Here is an 18,056-nt window from a genome sequence, read left to right as displayed (position 1 = left end):
GGGACGCCCTGATCACTAGGAGTGGGGGTGGGAGCAGCAGGCACCCTCCGCAGGGGGGAGGAGGGGGAGTTGGGTGCGGGGGCGGGGCGCCGCGCGGCGGGACTTGATCAGCTCGGCGTAGATGGAGATGGCGACCTCGGCCGGGGTGCGGGCGCCGATGTCGAGGCCGGCGGGGGAGCTGACCTTGCCAGCCGCACCCTCGACCGCGCCCAGTACCGCCGTGCCCCGCTTGCGGCTCGCCACCAGTGCCACGTACGGCACACCGGCGGCGAGGGCCGCGGCGAGTACCGGTTCCTCGTCGCGGCCGTGCGAGGCGATCACCATCGCGGCGGCGTCTGCCGGTGTCGGTGCCGTGGGGTCGGCGGTCGCCTCGACCTCGTACCCCATGGCGCGCCCGACCTCGACGAGCGCCCGCGCCACCGGGGCGTCTCCGAAGATCCGCACGAGCGGCGGCGGCACGTTCGCCTCCAGGAAGATGTCGAGCGCACCGCCGGACAGGCACGGGTTGCTGACCGTCACGAGCCCCTCCTCGTCCTCCGGGGAACCCGAAGAAGCGGGCGAGGGGGTGATCCGCAGCAGCGTCGAATCGCCGGTGGCGAGCAGCCGCAGCCCTTCACCCCGGACGGCGTCGGCGGCGCAGGTGCCGCCGACGAACCCGTCGAGCGTGCCGTCGGGCAGTACGAGCGCGCGGTCGCCCGGCTTGGCGCTGGTGGGCCGCTGCGCCCGTACGACGGTGGCGAGCACGAACGGTGTCCGCCGGGCACGCAGCGCCTCGGCCCGGGCGGACACCTCCAGGGCGGCGGTCATGTGATCGCCAGGTCCGTGCGGAGCGGGCTGCCCTGGATGACCCGCCACACCTGCGCCGGGGTCAGCGGCATGTCGGCGTGCCGGACCCCGTACGGCTTGAGCGCGTCGACGACCGCGTTGACGACGGCGGCCGGCGATCCGACGGTGGCCGACTCGCCGACGCCCTTCGCGCCGATGGGGTGGTGCGGCGACGGCGTGACGGTCTCGCCGAGTTCCCACGATGGACACTCGACCGATGTCGGGAGTAGATAGTCCATGAAGGACGCGCCGAGACAGTTGCCGTCTTCGTCGAAGGCGATCAGCTGCATCAGCGCCATGCCGATGCCGTCGGCGAGTCCACCGTGGACCTGTCCCTCGACGATCGTCGGGTTGATGCGTACCCCGCAGTCGTCGACGGCCACGAACCGCCGCACCTTCACCTGGCCGGTGCCCGGGTCGACGTCGACGACGCAGACATACGCGCCGAACGGGAACGTCAGGTTGGGCGGGTTGTAGACGGTGGTGGCGTCGAGGTGGCCTTCGACGCCGTCGGGCAGTTCGAGGCTGGAGTGCGCGGCGAGGGCGATCTCCTGGATGGTGCGGCCCTGTTCGGTGGAGCCGCGCACCACCCAGCGCCCGGCACCGTCCCACTCCAGGTCGTCGGCCGATACCTCCAGCATCGCCGAGGCGACCAGCCTGGCCCGCTCGCGTACCTTGCGGGCGACCACCGCCGTGGCGGCGCCGGAGACCGGTGTGGAGCGCGACCCGTACGTGCCGAGGCCGAACGGCGTCTGGTCGGTGTCGCCGTGCACCACCTCGATGTCGTCCGGCGGTATGCCCAGCTCGTGCGCGACGATCTGGGCGTACGTGGTCTCGTGGCCCTGGCCCTGGCTCTGCACCGAGATCCGCAGCACCGCCTTGCCGGTGGGGTGCACCCGCAGTTCGGCGCCGTCGGCCATGCCGAGGCCGAGGATGTCCATGTGCTTGCGCGGCCCGGCGCCGACGGCCTCGGTGAAGAAGCTGATGCCGACGCCCGGCAGCGTGCCGGAGCGGTCGCCGGCCGCCCACCGCTCGCGCACCGCCGCCTGCTCGCGCCGGATCTCGTCGTACCCGACCATGTCGAGCGCGAGTTGGAGGGCGCGGGGGTAGTCGCCGGAGTCGTACTCCCAGCCGGTCGGGCTGGAGTAGGGGAACTGCTCGGCCCGCAGCAGGTTCTTCATGCGCAGCTGCGCCGGGTCCATGCCCAGGTCGAAGGCGAGCACGTCGACCAGCCGCTCGATGAGGTACGCCGCCTCGGTGATCCGGAACGAGCAGGCGTACGCCACGCCGCCGGGCGCCTTGTTGGTGTAGACGCCGGTGACCTCGCAGTGCGCCGCCTCGAGGTCGTACGAGCCGGTGAAGACGTGGAAGAAGCCGGCCGGATACTTGGTGGGCTGGGCGGTGCCGTTGAAGGCCCCGTGGTCGGCGATCACCTTCACCCGCACGGCCGTGATCTTCCCGTCGCGGGTCGCGGCCACCTCGCCACTCATGTGGTAGTCGCGGGCGAATCCGGTGCTCATCAGGTTTTCCGACCGGTCTTCCATCCACTTGACCGGCTTGCCGGTGACGATCGAGCCGACGATCGCGCACACGTACCCGGGGTAGATGGGCACCTTGTTGCCGAAGCCGCCGCCGATGTCGGGCGAGATCACGCGGATCTTGTGCTCGGGCAGGCCCGCCACCAGGGCGTACACCGTGCGGTGCGCGTGCGGTGCCTGCGTGTTGCACCACATCGTCAGCTTGCCCGTGACCTTGTCGAAGTCGGCGAGCGCCCCGCAGGTCTCCAGCGGTGCCGGGTGCACCCTCGGGTACAGCACGTCCTGCTTGACGACCACCTCGGCGCGCGCGAACGCGGCGTCGGTGGCCGCCTTGTCGCCCGCGGTCCAGTCGAAGATGTGGTTGCCGTTCTGGTTCTCCTTGTCGTCCCGGATCACCGGGGCGTCGGGGTCGAGCGCGCGCCGGGCGTCGACGACGGCGGGCAGCGGCTCGTACTCGACGTCGATGAGCTCCAGGGCGTCTCGCGCGGAGTACTTGTCTTCGGCGACGACGAAAGCCACCTCCTGGCCCTGGAAGCGGACCTTGTCGGTGGCGAGGACGGCCTGCGTGTCGTAGGAGAGGGTGGGCATCCAGGCCAGTTTGAGCCCTTCCAGGGTCTTGCCGGTGATGACGGCCTTGACCTTGGGGTGCGCCTCGGCGGCGCGGGTGTCGATGGAGACGATGCGGGCGTGCGCGAACGGGCTGCGCAGCACTGCGCCGTGCAGCATGCCGGGCAGGCGCACGTCGTCGACGTACGTGCCGCGGCCGCGGATGAAGCGCGCGTCTTCCTTGCGGTGCATCCGACCGAAGCCCATCGAGGGCTTGTCCACAGTGGTCATCGCGTGACCTCCTGGCGAGCCGCCCACTGCACCGACCGCACGATGTTCTCGTAACCGGTGCACCGGCAGGACTGGCCGGAGATCGCCTCGCGGATCTCGGTCTCCGACGGGTCCGGGTTGTTGTCGAGCAGCCAGCGGGCGGTGAGCATCATGCCCGGCGTGCAGAATCCACATTGGAGTCCGTGGCACTCGACGAATCCTTGCTGCACCGGGTCGAGCTTGCCGTCTCGCTCCAGCCCCTCCACAGTGCCGACGCTGTGGTTGTGCGCCATCACGGCCAGTACCGTGCACGACTTGACGGGCGTGCCGTCGAGCGTGACCGTGCAGACGCCGCAGTTGGACGTGTCGCAGCCCCAGTGCGTGCCGGTCAGGCCTAACTGATCGCGCAGAAAGTGCACGAGGAGTGTCCTGGGCTCGACCTCGGCGGTGTGCTCCTCGCCGTTCACTGTGACGGTGATCCGCGTCGTCATGTTCGTCATGCCTCCTGTCCCCGTGCCCGAGCGACCGCCCGGCGCAGTGCCCGTACCGTCAGTTCGCCCGCCAGGTGGCGCTTGTAGTCGACCGGTCCGCGCTGGTCGGCGGAGGGCCGGCAGCTTTCGGCCGCCGCCCGTCCGGCGGCGGCGAAGGTCTCCTCGGTGGCGGGCGCGCCGCGCAGCACCGCCTCGGCCGCCGGCGAGCAGAAGTGGTCCGCGCCGACCGCAGTGAGGCCGACGCCCGCGTCGGCGATGGTGTCGCCGTCGAGCCACACGGCCGCGCCGGCCGCCGCCACGGCCCAGTCGCCGACCCGGCGCTCCACCTTCTCGTACGCCGAGCTGCCGCCCGGGCGCACCGGCACCCGGATCTCGGTGAGGAGCTCGCCGGGCTCGACCACCGTCTCGTACGGTCCAATGTGGAACTCGCGGATCGGCACGGTGCGCTCACCGCCCGGCCCGCGGACGACGGCCAAGGCGTCGACCGCGGCGAACGCGGCCGACAGGTCCTCGGACGGGTCCGCTTGGCACAGCGAACCGCCCACTGTGCCCCGGTTACGCACGATCGGGTCGGCGATGACCCGCTCCGCGTCGTGGAAAATCGGATAGTGCTCGCCGACCACGGGGTTGGCGAGAAGTTCGGCGTGGCGGGTCATCGCTCCCACCCGCAGCACGCCGTCGGCGAGCCGGATGTACACCAGCTCCGCCAGCTCATTGATGTCGATCAGGGCCTCCGGCCGGGCCAGCCGCAGCTTCATCATCGGGATGAGGCTGTGACCTCCCGCGACCACCCTCGCCTCGCTGCCCCAACGTGCGAGGAGGGTGATCGCGTGGTCCACACTGGTCGCCCGTTCGTACTCGAAGTGCGCGGGTACCTGCATCGCGCCATCCTCCGCGCCCGCGCGAAGGCATGGCAACGGGCCGATAACCAAACGGTTAGCCGCCGTATTGTGGGCCCGTGACACTCACTCAGCTCGGGGTGTTCGTGCTCGTGGCGCGGCTGCGGTCGGTCAAGGCGGCCGCCGACGTGCTGGGCGTCAGTGAGCCCGCCGTCTCCCGCTCGCTGGCCGCGCTCCGCCAGCACATGGGCGACCAGCTCGTCGTGCGCGACGGCAACGCGATGACGCTGACGGAGGGCGGCAACCGGCTCTTCGCCATCGCGTCGCAGATGGTCGCGCTCGGCGCCGAGGCGGAGGCCGCGGTTCGCGCCGGGCGGGGCGCGCCCGCCCAGTTGCGGCTGCTGGTCACCAGCACGATCGCCGAGTTCATCGCGACGCCGCTGGTCGAGGCTTTCACAAGGCGGTGGGCGGGGGCGTTCGAGGCGTCGTCCGGCGTCGCGACGGGTGCGGAGATGCGGGTACTGCTGCCGAACCGGCTCGCCGACGTCGCGCTCGGGCCAGACCTGGGCGCCGATCCGGAGCTCGGCCTGACGTCGGAACCGCTGCTGCGGTACCGGATGGTCCTCGTCGGTGCGCCCGGCTTCCGCTCGCAGAGCGACCCTCGGCGGTGGCCGTGGCTCGTCGACCCTTCCGCGACGGACCCGGACAGCGACACGGGCCGGTTGTTGCGCGGTTTTCGGGTGCCCGACGCCCAGATCCGGGTGTTTCCCAACCAGACCGCCGCGTGGGCCGCGGCCGCGGATGGCGGCGGCGTGGCGCCCGCGGTGGCCAGCCTCGTGGCCCGGCGCCTGCGCCGCGGCGAGTTGTCCATTGTGGACAGTGAGCGTACGCCGGCGCACGGATGCTGGTACGTGACGACGCTGCGCCCCGACCGCCGGTCCGAGGCGGCGCGCCGGTTACGTAACTTCCTGAGCACTCCGGACGCGATGCAGCTCATGGCGGCGCCCGGTCGGGGGGTTCCGCCGTCCCGGTTCCGCCCGCCTGTCTACGTCACGATCTGGAGTTGACTACTTCTTGGGGTCGACCGGGTTGACCGGCACCGAGACCAGCACCGTGCCGGTGTGGTCGACGACGTCGACCCGAGCGATCTCGCCGGCACCGACCGGCGCGCTGGCCCATACCGTCGACCCGTCGCCGCCCTCCGCGATGTGCCACTTTGTCGCGACCGTCGTCTCGCCCGCCGTGGTGGTCACCATGACGACGCCCTCGCGCGGCCCGTCGACCTTCGTCAGCGCGACGGTCAGGTCGGTGCGGACGGTCCCGGTGTCGGCCTCGGTGGTCTCGACGGTCGCGTGCGCCCCGGTCTCGGGGTTCTGCGCGACGTGCGTGTCGCTGGCCGGCTGCGGGCCGACCGCGCTCAGCGTGTCGGGCTCCTCCTCGACCGGCGGCGTGGTCGCCGGCGGCTGAGTCTGCGCGGGTGGTGGCGTCGTGGGTGCGACCGTCGGAGTGGACGGGCGTGGCCGGGTGCCCGAGCGCAGCCGGTTCGGCGCCGGGGTGGCGCCCGTCGGAGAGGCTTCGACCGTGGTGGCACCCGCGGCCATGGGCGGCTCGTGGACGCTGGAGCGGGCCGCGAACGTCACGAAGCCAACCAGCACCAGCACGGTCGACGCCGCGGCCGCGATGGTGACGCAGCGCAGCAGGTGGCTGTGGCGCGCCCACCGGGTGGACGCGGGCGCGGCCGGCGGGGTGACGGGCCGCGGCGTCACCGGCGAGTCGGCGACGCGGGGAGCCGGTATGCGCAGCGAGGTCGGCACCGGAGGATCGGTGGCGGCCAGGAGGCTGCGCGCGTCGACGGCGCCGAGCAGCTCGACCAGCGGTGCCAGGCTGCGCACCGCCCTGCTGCACCGGGCGCAGCCGCGCAGGTGCAGTTCGTACCGCGCGCGCTCGTCGGGCTCCAGTAACCCTAAGGCGTACGCACCCACGTCCGGGTGGACGCAGTGCTCGTCAGGCATCCTCGCTCCCGGCGCCGAGCAGGATCTTCTGTAGCGCACGAAGCGCGAAGAAGAGCCGCCACTTCACTGTCTCCGGTGGCAGGTCGAGCTCCTCCGCCACGTCGCGCACGCCCCGACCGCGGAAGTACGCCTCGACCAGGATGTCACGGTCGGGTCGCTGCAGTGCGCGCAGGCCGTCGAGCACCATCATTCGCTGGAGCGCGGCCCCGACGTCGTCGGCCATGTCGAGCACGGGGAAGCGGTCGGGTGGTTCGCGGTACACGGGGCGCTGTTGTGGTGGCTCCTCCTCGAACTCCATGTCGCGTTCGATGTCGCGCAGGATGCGCCGGGCGAGGCTGACCAGCCACGGGCGCAGCGACGAGGCGGCGACGTCGATCGAGTCGACCTCGCGCCACGCGCGGAGCAACGTCTCCCGTACCACCTCCTCGGCGAGCCTGCGGTCTCCGTCGGTCATCTCCAGGATGATCATGAGGAGCGGCTCGGCGTGCTGGTCGTACAGGCTGCGCAGTAGACCGCCCTCGGCCCGGTGGATGCCGGTGCGGCCGGTCGGTGGCGCGTACTCCTCTTCCCGCTCGGTCCGCGAGTGGCGACCGCGCGGCGGCGCCGGGCGGCGCGACCAGGCGTCGCGCATGCTGCTGACGGTGATGGCCATGGCCGCCTCCTAGCTTCCGCGCGAGGTCGTCAGGCGGACCCGGTACCGAGCTTCGTTGACGTGGTGCACGTGGTCCCCCAACCGTCCGTGATCTTTCCGTCTGGTACGCCGGCTGGCCATGCTTGGATCGACGCAAAGGAAGACTTAAGGAGCACTTAAGGAAAACGGGCGCAGTCCGGTGAACCGATCGACGACCTTGACGGGCTGTTCGCTCCGGGGCTACGTTGCGTCTATCCAGAACTATGCTCTTTTCTGGATCGATCCCATCGTCATTGAAGGAGAACGCATGGGTGATTCAGACCGCACCCTGCCGCAGGGCCGCACGAACTGGCGCCGGTTCGGGATGGCCGCGGGTGTGGTGACCGCCATGACCGTAGGGGTCCTGGCGCTCATATCGAACGGCGCGCTGGCGGCCACCTTCCTGGTCTCCGGCCAGCAGTTCAAGGTATCGGCGGACACATTGGACGCCACCGGCTTCGTCAACTACGGATGGATCGACCAGCACGCCGGCAACTCGCCGGAGCCGGTCGCGATCGCCGCGATGAAGCGTGCCGAGTTGACGAACCTGTGCCAGTCCGTGCTCACCACGCTCCCGGTCGTCGGCGACATCAGCCTCAAGCTGACCGCCGGCAAGGACACCCCGGTGGTGGCCACGAACATGTTCGTCGACATGTCCCAGATGGACGGCAACGCGACCTTCACCAACATGGAGATCGGTCGGGACGCGTCCACGCTGGACAAGGGCCCGCCCGGCAGCAAGGGGCTCCAGAGCCTCTTCAGCCAGCAGGCCGACGTGGTCCACATCGAAGACCTGCGCCAGGTGGCCTGGGCCACCTCCGCCGGAACCTTCAAGCTGTCGGGCCTGCACATGGAGATCAAGCGCGGCAAGGACGAGTGCTTCTAGCAGGTTTGGTTCTCCGCGAGGGCGGGGGAGCGGGGATCCCGCTCTCCCGCCCTTGACTTAGATCGAGGCATGCACATACCGTTCGGGTAATCCAGAAAATCGTCCTTTTCTGGATCTCGGTTCGCTCCACCCCCAGGGAGTTCGAGATGACACCCACGTCCCCCACGCTCACTCCAATGCTCAATCGGATGGCAGGCAGGTTCGGCCTGGTCATCGGCGGTCTCGCCGTCGCCCTCGCCGTCTCGGCCACCCCCGCGCTCGCCGCGTCTTCCACCACCGTCACCCCGGCCGGGCACGGCTTCTCCGCCGCCCTCGCGTCCGGCACGACGGCTGACTTCGTGGTCGGCGCCGTCAGCGTCAACTGCAACACGTCGAGCACGTCCGGCGCCGTGCCGGCCGAGCCCGGCAACGCCAGCCCCGATGGGGCGGTCACGTCGTCCGTCGCGGCGCCGACGTTCAACAACAACGGCGGCGCGTGCCCGACGAGCGTCTTCCTCACCAACGCGACCAGCACGACGAGCGGCGACTGGACGATCTCGCTCCAGTACGACCCGGCCGGATCGACGGGCACCCTGACGATCCCGACCGGCGGCGTGGTCACGCAGATCTCCGGCCTCGCCTCGTGCACCGTGACGGTCGCGCCGAACGGTCCCGCGACGGTCACCGGGCCGTGGACCAACGGCTCCGGCGGCTCCGCCTCCGTGCTCGACTTCTCGGCCGGCGTCGACGTGCCGATCGTGGTGACTGGTGGCTTCGGCTGCCCGACCGCCGCGACCAGCGCCACGTTCAGCGCCACCTACGAGATCACCGACACCACGGACCCGGCGTCGTCCATCACTGTGACCGCCTGACCGGGGGGTCCCAAAAAGGGCGCCGGGCCACTGGCCCGGCGCCCTTTTCACGTGTCGTAGAGCTGCTGCTCGGTCACCGGCGGCGGTGCCGCCCCCTCACCATCGGCCAGGCGCAGGCGGCGGCGGGCCGAGAAGAGCGACTGGCGGGCGTCGGTCACCGGCGCGAACGCCGAGAAGCCGGTCGGCGGCATGTCGAGGAAGACCGACTCCATGCCGCCGCGCGCGAAGTACGTCTCGTGCCAGAAGCCGGTGCCGCCCATGTCACTCAGCAGGTCACGCCACCACAGGGCGTGCGGGTCGGTGCGTGCCCACTTCTCCAGCGAGTCGAAGTCACGCCAGTACTGGCGCATCCCCAGGTGCGGCGGGATCAGGCCCCAGGTCACCATCTCGTGGCGAAGCAGGCCGTCGGGCTTGGCCGCCGCCGACTTCTGGATCCGTGGCCCATACCGGAAAAGCGTCGCCATGCCGCGCGGCGACCGCGCGCGCATGCCGAGATAGATCACCACGAGATCCGGGTACTGGCCGAGGTCGGCGGTCTGCCGCAGCGGCCGCCCGCGCGTCGCGCCAGATCGCTCGGTCACGATGTCGCCGCCGCGACGAGCAGCGCCGTCCCGGTCACGAGGTCGACGACCCCGCAGAACTCCGCGTACGTCCGGTGCACGACCTTGTTCACCCTGTAGTGATACGCGTCCCAGGCGCCGTGCGCAAGGAACCCGACGCCGGCGAGCGCCACGGCCGCCCGCGGCTCCACCGCCGCCGCCACCAGCGTCACCGCGCCGAAGCCCACCATGCCGAGCGTCTGCAGCGAGAACGTGCCGGAGTCGGCGTACCGCCGCCGGGCCACCGTCCACAACCACGTCAACACCAGCACGATCGCCATCGCCACGCCCGGATGGACACCCAGCGCGTCCCGGTCGTCCAGGACCTGGAACACCGAGTTCAGCGTGCTCAGCACGATCAGCGCCACCCACACCGACACCGGGCGGCCGATCGCGTACGCCATCAGGTAGATCGCCGCCATCATGGCGACCAGCGGGCCGAACAGCTCGGCGTCGCGGTCGAGCAGGACCAGTACCAGAATCCCGCCAGCGGCCGAGACCAGCGCGAGGGCCGTCGGCCAGCGATTCATCAACCCCGTCATGCCGTCGATCGTGCGCGTGGCGCACGATCCGGCGCTGCCCCGGCCATCGATGATGTCCGGAATCTTGCGCCGCGCCGCGCTAATCCTGCGCTGTGATCCTGCCTGTACTTGGACGGCGGCACCGAATAGTGGGTGATGAACGCCTGCCGCAGCGACTCGGTCGTGCCGAACCCGCACCGCCGCGCCACCGCCGCCACCGGCATCTCCGTCGAGCGCAGCAGGTGGGCGGCGGCCTCGGCGCGCGCCCGCCGCACGTACTGCGCGGGCGTCTCGTGCACATAGGTGAGGAACAGCCGCGACAGGTGCCGCTCGCTGACCCCGGCCAGCCGGGCCAGCACCGGCGTGCTCAGGTCTTCGCCGAGGTGGCTGACGATGTGGTTGCTCGTGCGGCGCACCACCAGATCGTCGGACGAGTGCCGCGACACGAACATGCTCATCTGCGCCTGCGCGCCCGGCCGCTGCAGGTAGGCCACGACGCCCAGCGCGACGCCCCGCGCCAGCGCCATCCCGTGGTCTTCCTCGATGAACGACAGGGTCAGGTCGAGCGCGCTGGTGACCCCGCCCGACGTGGCGATGTCGCCCTCGCGGATGTAGATCGGGTCAGGGTCGACGAGCACATCCGGGTACTTGCGCGCGAGCTCCTCCGCGAACTGCCAGTGCGTGGTGGCGCGCCGGCCGGCCAGCAGGCCCGCCTCGGCCAGTACGGTCGCGCCCGTGCAGACCGACGCCACGCGGCGCGCCAGCGTCGACAGCCGGCGGACGTGGCCGACGAGAAGCTGGTTTTCCGCGGCCCGGGTGTGGCCGAGGCCCCCGCAGACCAGCAGCGTGTCGAGCGGCTCGTTGAACCGCTCGACCGCCGCCTGCGAATGCACCTGCAACGCCGAGTCGCACGTGATCGTGTTTCCGCCCAGCGTCGCGAACACCCAGCGGTAGGGCGGGTTGGCGCCGATGCGGTTGGCGATGGCGAGACTGGAGGTGATGCAGCCGATGTCGAGCAGTTCCGTCCCGTCGTAACCGACGACGAGGATCACTCGTTCCCGCATGCCTCCACGCTAGCCTCCGCCGGCTATCGCTACGTCACATACGCCCGCAGGTGCTGACCGGTCAACGTGCCGGCCTCGACCAATGCGGACGGTGGACCGGTGAACACCACCTCGCCGCCGTCGTGACCCGCGCCGGGCCCCAAGTCGACGATCCAGTCGGCGTGCGCCATCACGGCCAGGTGGTGCTCGATGACGATGACCGAGTTGCCCAGCTCGACAAGCCGGTCGAGCAGGCCCAGCAACTGGTCGACGTCGGCCATGTGCAGGCCCGTCGTCGGCTCGTCCAGCACGTACACCGCGGCGTCGCCGGCCATGTGGTTGGCCAGCTTGATGCGCTGGCGCTCGCCACCGGACAGGGTGTTGAGCGGCTGGCCCAGCGTCAGGTAGCCCAGCCCCACGTCGACGAGCCGGTCGAGGATGCGCCGCGGGGTGCCCGAGGTGAAGAACTCGCGGGCCTCCTCAATGGACATCGCGAGGACCTCGCTGATGTCCTTGCCGCGCAGCGTGTATGTGAGCACCTCGGGCGTGAACCGCCGGCCCTCGCACTCCTCACACACGGTCGCCACGCCGGCCATCATCGCCAGGTCGGTGTAGATGAGCCCGATGCCCTTGCACTTGGCGCAGGCACCCTCGGAGTTGGCGCTGAACAGGGCCGCCTTGACGCCGTTGGCCTTGGCGAACGCGGTGCGGACCGGGTCGAGCAACCCGGTGTAGGTCGCCGGGTTGGAGCGGCGGGAGCCGCGAATCGCCGTCTGGTCGACCACGACCACGCCGTCGCGCCCCGGCAGGTGCCCGTGGATGAGCGAGCTCTTGCCCGAGCCGGCCACCCCGGTGACCACGGTCAGCACGCCCAGGGGGATGTCGACGTCGACGCCCTTGAGGTTGTGCGAGCGGGCGTCGCGGATCGCCAGGTGCCCGTTGGGCACGCGCGGATCCTTGCGCAGGCCGGCGCGGCGGTCCAGGTGGACGCCCGTCAACGTGTCGGACCGGCGCAGGCCGGCGACGTCGCCCGCGTACACGATGTGACCGCCCGCGGCGCCCGCGCGCGGGCCGATATCGACCACGTGGTCGGCGATCGCGATGACATCGGGCTTGTGCTCCACCACGAGCACCGTGTTGCCCTTGTCGCGCAGGCGCAGCAGCAGGTCGTTCATCCGCTGGATGTCGTGCGGGTGCAGGCCGACGGTGGGCTCGTCGAACACGTAGGTCACGTCGCTCAGGCTGGAACCCAGGTGCCGCACCATCTTGACCCGCTGCGCCTCGCCACCCGACAGCGTGCCCGATTCGCGGTCGAGGCTCAGGTAACCCAGGCCGATCTCGACCAGCGACGACAGCGTCTGCCGCAGCGTGGCCAGCAGCGGGGCGAGCGCCGGCTCGTCGAGCGCCGCCACGAACTCCGCGAGGTCGCTGACCTGCATCCCCGAGCACTCGGCGATCGTGCACCCTTGAACGGTGGCGGTGCGCGCCGCCTCGTTGAGCCGGGTGCCGCCACACTGATCGCACGCCGCGAACGTGACCGCGCGGTCGACGAACGCCTTGATGTGCGGCTGCGCCGACTCGCGGTCCTTGTCGATGAAGAGCCGCTGCACCTTGGGCAGCAGCCCCTCGTAGGTGGCGTTGAAGCCGGCCTGCTTGATCTTCGTCGGCGGCTTGTGCAGGAGGTCGAACCACTCCTGCTCGGTGTAGTCGCGCAGCGGCTTGTCGGGGTCGAGCAGGCCAGACTCGGTGAACAACCGCGTATACCAGGTATCGGGGCCGAAGTTGGGCACTGTGATCGCACCCTGGCTGAGCGACCTGTCGCGGTCGACCAGCGCGTCGACGTCGATCGTCGACACCCGCCCCAGCCCCTCGCAGGCGGGGCACATGCCCTCGGGATTGTTGAACGAGAACGCGCTCGACGTGCCCACGTGGGGCGTCGAGAGCCGGCTGAAGACGATCCGCAACATCGCGTACGCATCGGTGGCCGTGCCGACCGTCGAGCGCGAGTTGGCACCCATGCGCTCCTGGTCGACGATGATCGCGGCGCTCAGGTTGCGCAGCGAGTCGACGTCGGGCCGGCCCTGGCTCGGCATGAACGACTGGATGAACGCCGTATACGTTTCGTTGATGAGCCGCTGCGACTCGGCGGCGATCGTGCCGAACACCAGCGACGACTTGCCGGAGCCGGAGACCCCGGTGAAGACCGTCAACCGGCGCTTGGGTATGTCGACCGAGACGTCCTTGAGGTTGTTTTCGCGCGCACCGCGCACTTCGATGACATCGTGACTGTCTGCCTCCCACACGCGCGCCATGATGGCAGCGCCGTACGACTTTTCCCGCCCGAAGGCCCACCGGCGTGCTGTCGCGCCGCCCGCTCCCGCCCGCTTCCGCGCTTGCGCGCGCCTCCGCGCGCCTCCGCGCTTGCGCGCGCCTCCGGCCGTCGATCAAGGGCGAATGCACGTGGTTGGATCTCTTTTCTGCGTGTATTTGCCCATGATCGATGCAGATGTCCTTGATCGGCGCGGCGCTGCACGGCAGTGCGCGGCGCTGCCCGCGGTCCGCGGCGTTGGCCGGCGGTGCGCGCCGCATTCGCGGCGCTCTGACCGCAACGCACGCGAAGCGCATCAAACCCCGCGCCGCAACCGCCCGCTGGGCCCACGACCACGGCGCCCGACCACCTGCGCTGGGGGAGGACCGAGCACTATCCCTGAAGATGCGGCATCCAGGCCGCGATGAAGCAGCAATATCCCCGAACATGCGCGTTCGGGCGTTGGCGCGGAGCCGCTTGCGGATCGCGCGGCTGTCGCTCCACGCGCACGGCGGCCGAGGGCGGCGCTGCGCCAAGCTCGGCCCCCGGGACGCCGCCGATCAAGGGCATTCGCATCGATCAAGGGCAAATGCCTGCGGAAAAGAGATCCAACCACGTGCGTTCGCCCTTGATCGGCGGCCAGCGCGGCGACGCGCTCCGCGCTTCGCACCGCGTGTCCGCGCCCCGCGCCCGAGCCGTTCGGGGGGTCGCGCGGCGGTGCGTCCGTGCCGTTATGGAGTGTGGCCGATGTGGCGGTAGTAGCGGGCGGCTGAGCGGGTCAGGGATTCCTTGGCATCCTGTGCGACCACGCGGCCCCACCATGCGCCGTAGATGGTTTCGAACGCGAACGGGCGGACCAGGTCGACGGCGCGACGGATGGTCTCGGGGTGCTCGGGGATGAGGTTCGGGTAGCTGTGCATGAAGCTGACCCAGCGCCTGTCCATCACCACCTGGAAGATGTCGCCGCTGCACAGCGCGCCGTGCCCGTCCACTCCGTCGGCCCAGTGCAACACGGTGCCGCCCGCGAAATGTACGCCGCAGTTGATTAGTGTGCGGCCGGGCAGGATCCGCAGGGTGTCGCCTTCCCAGAAGACCACGTTGCCGTCGCGGCAGACCCACTGACGGTCGGCCGCGTGTACGTACACCGGGACGCCGCCGAACGCCTCGCTCCACTCGATCATCGAGCCGTAGAAGTGCGGGTGGGACACCGCGATCGCCGCGATCCCGCCCAGTCGGTGTACCTCGGCGACGGTCGAGTCGTCCAGGTACGGGACGCAGTCCCACAGCACGTTGCCGCCCTCGCCCGGCACAAGGAGGGCCCGCTGGCCGATGCCTATCTTCGGCTCCGAGCCGATACCCCACACGCCGGGCGTTTCCTCCCGGACCACGCCACGGTGATCGTCTGCCCGCAGTGCACCGAGCGTGGTCCAGCGCTGGCCGTCCCAGCCGACGTACTGCCGCTCGTCCGCACAGATGCGGCACACCTCGGCGTCGAAGTCCTGGGCGCCGTACTGGACGCCACACGTCACGCAGATCGGCAGGTCAGCGCTCATCCCGCGATCATCCCCCGTCGGCGAGGCGGTTGGCCATCGCGGTCCGGGATCGTACGCCCAGCTTGGCGAAGATGCGGGACAGGTGTGACTCGACGGTGCGCCGGCTCAGGAAGAGCTGGGACGCGATCTCCTGGTTGCTGAGGCCGGCGGCGACCAGGGTGGCGATCTCGCGCTCGCGGGCGGAGAGGGAGTCGGCGGGGCGCTGGAGTGCGGCCGGAGCGGTGCGGAGGTGCCGGTCGACGATCGAGCTCAGCCAGGTCGCCCCACACGCTTCGTAGACAGCGGCGGCGCGGGTCAGGGCCTCCTTGCCACGCTGGTGGACGCCACCGCGGGTGTACGCGCGGCCGGCCAGGTGTAGGGCGAGCGCCTCCTCGACTGGTGCGCCCGCCGTGGCGAACCGGGTCGCGGCGGCGGTCGCGAGCGCGGCGGCGTCCGCGTGCCGATGTGCTCGCATCGCGACGGTCGCGTGTGCGTATCCGGAGAGTCCCAGCTCGTACGCGAGCCCGGCGCTCTCGGCCAGCGCGGCCGCCCGCTCCGCCTCCCGCGCGGCCACAGCACCAGCACCAGCAGCACCGACAGCGCCAGCACCGACAGCACCAGCGACGACGGCACCAGCAGCGGCAGCGGGGGCAGCGGCGTCCTCGCTCGTGCCCCGCGAACGAGTGCGGCGCTTGCCGGCCCGAGCCCCACCGGTCTGCCCGCCGGCCTCGGCGGTGGCCGCCTCGCGGGCGACCTCGGCGGCGGTGGCGTGGGCGCCGCCCTCAAGCGCCGAGTCCGGCGCGCCGGCCCACATCGCACCGGTGGCGTCGAGAGGTGCGGGTGCCGCGGCGGCAAGCGCGAGCGCCCGGAGCGCGTGCCACGGCACGGCCGTCGGCGGACCCGCCGGCCACCCGACATCGCGCGTCCCAGCCGCGTCGACCTCGGCCGCGCCGCGCGTGGAAGCCGCGCCAGCCGGCGGTACGGCGTCGCCGGGGGCGATGGGCGCGGTGGGGTCTGGGCCGGCGAGTACGGACAGGCAGGACTTGGGGTCGCGGGCCGCAAGATGGGTGACCGCGAGGTTGACCTGGGCCACCCGCCACCACATGCGGGATCGGGGGTAGCCGGCCGCCACGAGCCGGTTGGCCACCGCCAGCGCCGCCTCCGGGCCGGCGGTCCAGAGCAACGGCCGCACCAGTACAGCGTCGACCATCGCGGCCATCTCGGCGCTGCCGACGCGCCTGGCCGCCGCGGCGGCTTCCTCCGCTACCTGTACCGCTTGAGCCAACCGCCCCTGGCGGGTGAGCAGCGCGACGCGCACGACCAGCACGTAGGGCGTGGCGCTGCTCTGCCGCACGCTGCCGATCACCTCGTCGGCGCGGTCGAGCTGCTGGCCGGCGGCCTCCAGGTCGCCGAGTTGCATGTGCACCCAGGCTAGCGGCCCGAACAGCTCGACGTGCGGCCGCAGGGCGGCGTCGCCGGCCGCGCCGGCCAGGCGGGTGGCGGTGGCGGCATGCTGGCGGGCGGCCTCGGGGTCGCCGGAGTACAGGGCGCCGAACGCGCGCAGCGTCTGGGCCGCCGCGATGAGGGTTGGCCGGTCACCGAGGAGGTCGAGGGCGTGCTCGGCGTGCCGGATCGCGCCGGCGTCGTCGTCGCGGAGTGCGGCGATCGCGGCCAGTTCGACGTGGAGCTTGCCGATGGCGGCCGGCCGCAACCGTCCACCGTGGAGCTCGGCGTCGAGCAGGTCGGCGGCCTCGTCGATGTCGCCGCGCAATCGGGCCACCACCGCGCCGAAGACGGCCGCCTCGGTGCGTACCGGCTCATCGGCGTCGCGGAGCTCGCGCAGCACCTCGCGGCTGCGTTCGAGGTCGCCGCTCAGGCCCAGCACGCGCGCGTACTGGAGAAGGACCGTGGGCCGTTCGCGCAGCGCGCCCGGGTCGGGGAGGATGCGCAGCGCGGCGCCGAGCCAGCGTCCGGCCTGGGCCGGCGCGCCATACGCGAACGCGAGCCCGGCCTGGATCAGCACCTCGGCGGCGATGCTGTCGCCTTGCCGCGCGGAGCGTTCGGTGTGGTGCGCGACCACCTGGAGTGGCGCGCCGCGCGCCCGGAGGTGGTCGGCGGCCCGGGCGTGTGCGGTGATCCGCCACGCGGGCCCGGCGAGCTGGTGCGCGGCGGCCCGCACGAGCGGGTGCCGGAAGCGCAGCCGGGCGGCGTCGACGTCGACGAGGCCACGCCGGTACATCTGGTCGACCGCCTCGACCACCGTGTCGATCGGCTGCCGGGCCACGTGCGCGACGAGGTCGATGGCGGCGTGGTCGCCGACGACGGCGGCGGCGTGCGCGACGCGACGGGCCGGCTCGGCGAGCGCGGTGATCTCGGCGGCCAGCCCGGTGAGGATGTGCCCTTCGGAGTCGTCGATGCTGTCGTCGGCGACGAGCGCGACCAGCGCGTCGTCGCCGAGCCGCATGAGCGCCTGCACATACAGCGGGTTGCCTCGGCTCGCGCGCAGGATCAGCGTGCGGCGGCGCTCGGGCACCAGCGGGAGCAGCGCCGCGAGCTCGTCCCGGCCGAGCAGGGGCGGGCTGATGCGGGTAGCCGTCGTGCCGAGGTGGGCGACCGCGTCGACGATCCGCGCGGGCGGCTGCGACCGGCGGAACGCGACCGCCACCAGCGCCGGTGGCCGGGGCGGCTTGCGGAGCAGGTACTCGGTCAGCTCCAGGGACGCCTGGTCAGCCCAGTGCAGGTCGTCGAGGAGCAGCGCCACCCCGGCGCCGTCGAGCGCGCGCCGGACGCCGGAGTAGATCCGGTACCGGTCGACCTCGCTGCCCATCGCCCACAGGTCGGCGCCGACCGGTTCGAGCGCCTCCGCGTACATCGCGAACGGCACTTCCTGCTCGAACTCGGTGGCCCGCCCGCCGCAGACCGTCAGTCCGGCGGCGGTGGCCCGCTCGCCGAGCTCGTCGAGCATGCGGGTCTTGCCGATACCGGGCTCGCCGCACACCTCGACAGCCGCGAACCGGCCCGCGGCCACCGCGGCGAGCGCGCGATCCAGCTGTTCGAGCTGGGCGGCGCGCCCGACCAGCGGCGGCGTGGTGATGCGACGTGGCGACACGGTGCCTCCCCAGGTC

The 18,056-nt window shown here is 71.6% G+C and carries 15 protein-coding genes; 3 read left to right on the top strand and 12 right to left on the bottom strand.

The features are described 5' to 3' along the window. Positions 1–15: 15 nt before the first annotated feature. The 4 genes from QMG73_RS34495 to QMG73_RS34480 are packed head-to-tail and all read right to left on the bottom strand — an operon-like array spanning position 16 to position 4,551. Positions 16–807 (bottom strand): XdhC family protein, encoded by a 792-nt coding sequence (locus QMG73_RS34495; RefSeq protein WP_281902821.1) that lies wholly within the window; start codon positions 805–807, stop codon positions 16–18. Continuing rightward, on the bottom strand, positions 804–3,200 hold the full coding sequence (locus tag QMG73_RS34490; protein WP_281902819.1) for an aerobic carbon-monoxide dehydrogenase large subunit: 2,397 nt from the start codon (positions 3,198–3,200) through the stop codon (positions 804–806). Before QMG73_RS34490 ends, QMG73_RS34495 begins: the two co-directional genes overlap by 4 nt. After that, positions 3,197–3,670 carry a (2Fe-2S)-binding protein gene (locus QMG73_RS34485; RefSeq protein ID WP_281902816.1) on the bottom strand — a complete coding sequence of 158 codons (474 nt, stop codon included), beginning with the start codon at positions 3,668–3,670 and terminating at the stop codon, positions 3,197–3,199. Before QMG73_RS34485 ends, QMG73_RS34490 begins: the two co-directional genes overlap by 4 nt. 5 nt (positions 3,671–3,675) lie before the next feature. Next, positions 3,676–4,551 (bottom strand): FAD binding domain-containing protein, encoded by an 876-nt coding sequence (locus tag QMG73_RS34480; RefSeq protein WP_281902813.1) that lies wholly within the window; start codon positions 4,549–4,551, stop codon positions 3,676–3,678. 77 nt (positions 4,552–4,628) lie between these two features. On the opposite strand from QMG73_RS34480, the gene QMG73_RS34475 reads away from it, so the two are divergent. After that, entirely contained in the window at positions 4,629–5,576 is a 948-nt protein-coding gene (locus tag QMG73_RS34475; RefSeq protein WP_281902812.1) for a LysR family transcriptional regulator, read from the top strand. Here QMG73_RS34475 and QMG73_RS34470 read toward each other — a convergent pair whose 3' ends face one another. Together QMG73_RS34470 and QMG73_RS34465 are read right to left on the bottom strand one after the other, a co-directional pair. Further along, the gene (locus tag QMG73_RS34470) at positions 5,577–6,521 is read right to left on the bottom strand and encodes a zf-HC2 domain-containing protein (protein ID WP_281902808.1); all 945 of its coding nucleotides are present in this window, start codon (positions 6,519–6,521) and stop codon (positions 5,577–5,579) included. Then, positions 6,514–7,173: a sigma-70 family RNA polymerase sigma factor gene (locus tag QMG73_RS34465; RefSeq protein WP_281902807.1), complete on the bottom strand. Its 660-nt coding sequence runs from the start codon at positions 7,171–7,173 to the stop codon at positions 6,514–6,516. Before QMG73_RS34465 ends, QMG73_RS34470 begins: the two co-directional genes overlap by 8 nt. 286 nt (positions 7,174–7,459) lie before the next feature. On the opposite strand from QMG73_RS34465, the gene QMG73_RS34460 reads away from it, so the two are divergent. Further along, entirely contained in the window at positions 7,460–8,077 is a 618-nt protein-coding gene (locus tag QMG73_RS34460; RefSeq protein WP_281902805.1) for a DUF6230 family protein, read from the top strand. Between the two features lie 188 nt (positions 8,078–8,265). Beyond that, complete coding sequence (locus QMG73_RS34455; RefSeq protein ID WP_281902803.1) at positions 8,266–8,928, top strand: hypothetical protein; 663 nt, start codon at positions 8,266–8,268, stop codon at positions 8,926–8,928. A gap of 47 nt (positions 8,929–8,975) precedes the next feature. Here the strand turns inward: QMG73_RS34455 and QMG73_RS34450 are convergent, their stop codons facing one another. From QMG73_RS34450 to QMG73_RS34425, 6 genes are all read right to left on the bottom strand, one after another. Further along, positions 8,976–9,509 (bottom strand): monooxygenase family protein, encoded by a 534-nt coding sequence (locus QMG73_RS34450; RefSeq protein ID WP_281902801.1) that lies wholly within the window; start codon positions 9,507–9,509, stop codon positions 8,976–8,978. After that, entirely contained in the window at positions 9,506–10,069 is a 564-nt protein-coding gene (locus QMG73_RS34445) for a hypothetical protein (protein ID WP_281902798.1), read from the bottom strand. Before QMG73_RS34445 ends, QMG73_RS34450 begins: the two co-directional genes overlap by 4 nt. Beyond that, complete coding sequence (locus QMG73_RS34440; protein ID WP_281902796.1) at positions 10,066–11,112, bottom strand: GlxA family transcriptional regulator; 1,047 nt, start codon at positions 11,110–11,112, stop codon at positions 10,066–10,068. The genes QMG73_RS34445 and QMG73_RS34440 overlap by 4 nt, the downstream gene beginning before the upstream one ends. Positions 11,113–11,141: 29 nt before the next feature. After that, on the bottom strand, positions 11,142–13,403 hold the full coding sequence (locus tag QMG73_RS34435) for an excinuclease ABC subunit UvrA (protein WP_281902794.1): 2,262 nt from the start codon (positions 13,401–13,403) through the stop codon (positions 11,142–11,144). Between the two features lie 727 nt (positions 13,404–14,130). Further along, positions 14,131–14,952, bottom strand: coding sequence for an MBL fold metallo-hydrolase (locus QMG73_RS34430; RefSeq protein ID WP_281902793.1), 822 nt, complete (start codon positions 14,950–14,952; stop codon positions 14,131–14,133). Positions 14,953–14,959: 7 nt separating this feature from the next. Beyond that, positions 14,960–18,040: a helix-turn-helix transcriptional regulator gene (locus QMG73_RS34425; protein WP_281902791.1), complete on the bottom strand. Its 3,081-nt coding sequence runs from the start codon at positions 18,038–18,040 to the stop codon at positions 14,960–14,962. Between the last annotated feature and the right edge of the window lie 16 nt (positions 18,041–18,056).

This window comes from Phytohabitans aurantiacus, assembly GCF_027923225.1.
Taxonomy (GTDB): Bacteria; Actinomycetota; Actinomycetes; order Mycobacteriales; family Micromonosporaceae; genus Phytohabitans; species Phytohabitans aurantiacus.
The sequence above is the reverse complement of the archived record's forward strand: the minus strand, read 5'-3'. Positions and strand labels throughout refer to the sequence as shown.

Coding starts and splice junctions, on each gene's coding strand:
- QMG73_RS34435 (WP_281902794.1), bottom strand. CDS start 13,403: ATGGCGCGCGTGTGGGAGGCAGACAGTCACGATGTCATCGAAGTGCGC.
- QMG73_RS34430 (WP_281902793.1), bottom strand. CDS start 14,952: ATGAGCGCTGACCTGCCGATCTGCGTGACGTGTGGCGTCCAGTACGGC.
- QMG73_RS34455 (WP_281902803.1), top strand. CDS start 8,266: ATGGCAGGCAGGTTCGGCCTGGTCATCGGCGGTCTCGCCGTCGCCCTC.
- QMG73_RS34485 (WP_281902816.1), bottom strand. CDS start 3,670: ATGACGACGCGGATCACCGTCACAGTGAACGGCGAGGAGCACACCGCC.
- QMG73_RS34465 (WP_281902807.1), bottom strand. CDS start 7,173: ATGGCCATCACCGTCAGCAGCATGCGCGACGCCTGGTCGCGCCGCCCG.
- QMG73_RS34445 (WP_281902798.1), bottom strand. CDS start 10,069: ATGACGGGGTTGATGAATCGCTGGCCGACGGCCCTCGCGCTGGTCTCG.
- QMG73_RS34460 (WP_281902805.1), top strand. CDS start 7,460: ATGGGTGATTCAGACCGCACCCTGCCGCAGGGCCGCACGAACTGGCGC.
- QMG73_RS34495 (WP_281902821.1), bottom strand. CDS start 807: ATGACCGCCGCCCTGGAGGTGTCCGCCCGGGCCGAGGCGCTGCGTGCC.
- QMG73_RS34440 (WP_281902796.1), bottom strand. CDS start 11,112: ATGCGGGAACGAGTGATCCTCGTCGTCGGTTACGACGGGACGGAACTG.
- QMG73_RS34490 (WP_281902819.1), bottom strand. CDS start 3,200: ATGACCACTGTGGACAAGCCCTCGATGGGCTTCGGTCGGATGCACCGC.
- QMG73_RS34480 (WP_281902813.1), bottom strand. CDS start 4,551: ATGCAGGTACCCGCGCACTTCGAGTACGAACGGGCGACCAGTGTGGAC.
- QMG73_RS34470 (WP_281902808.1), bottom strand. CDS start 6,521: ATGCCTGACGAGCACTGCGTCCACCCGGACGTGGGTGCGTACGCCTTA.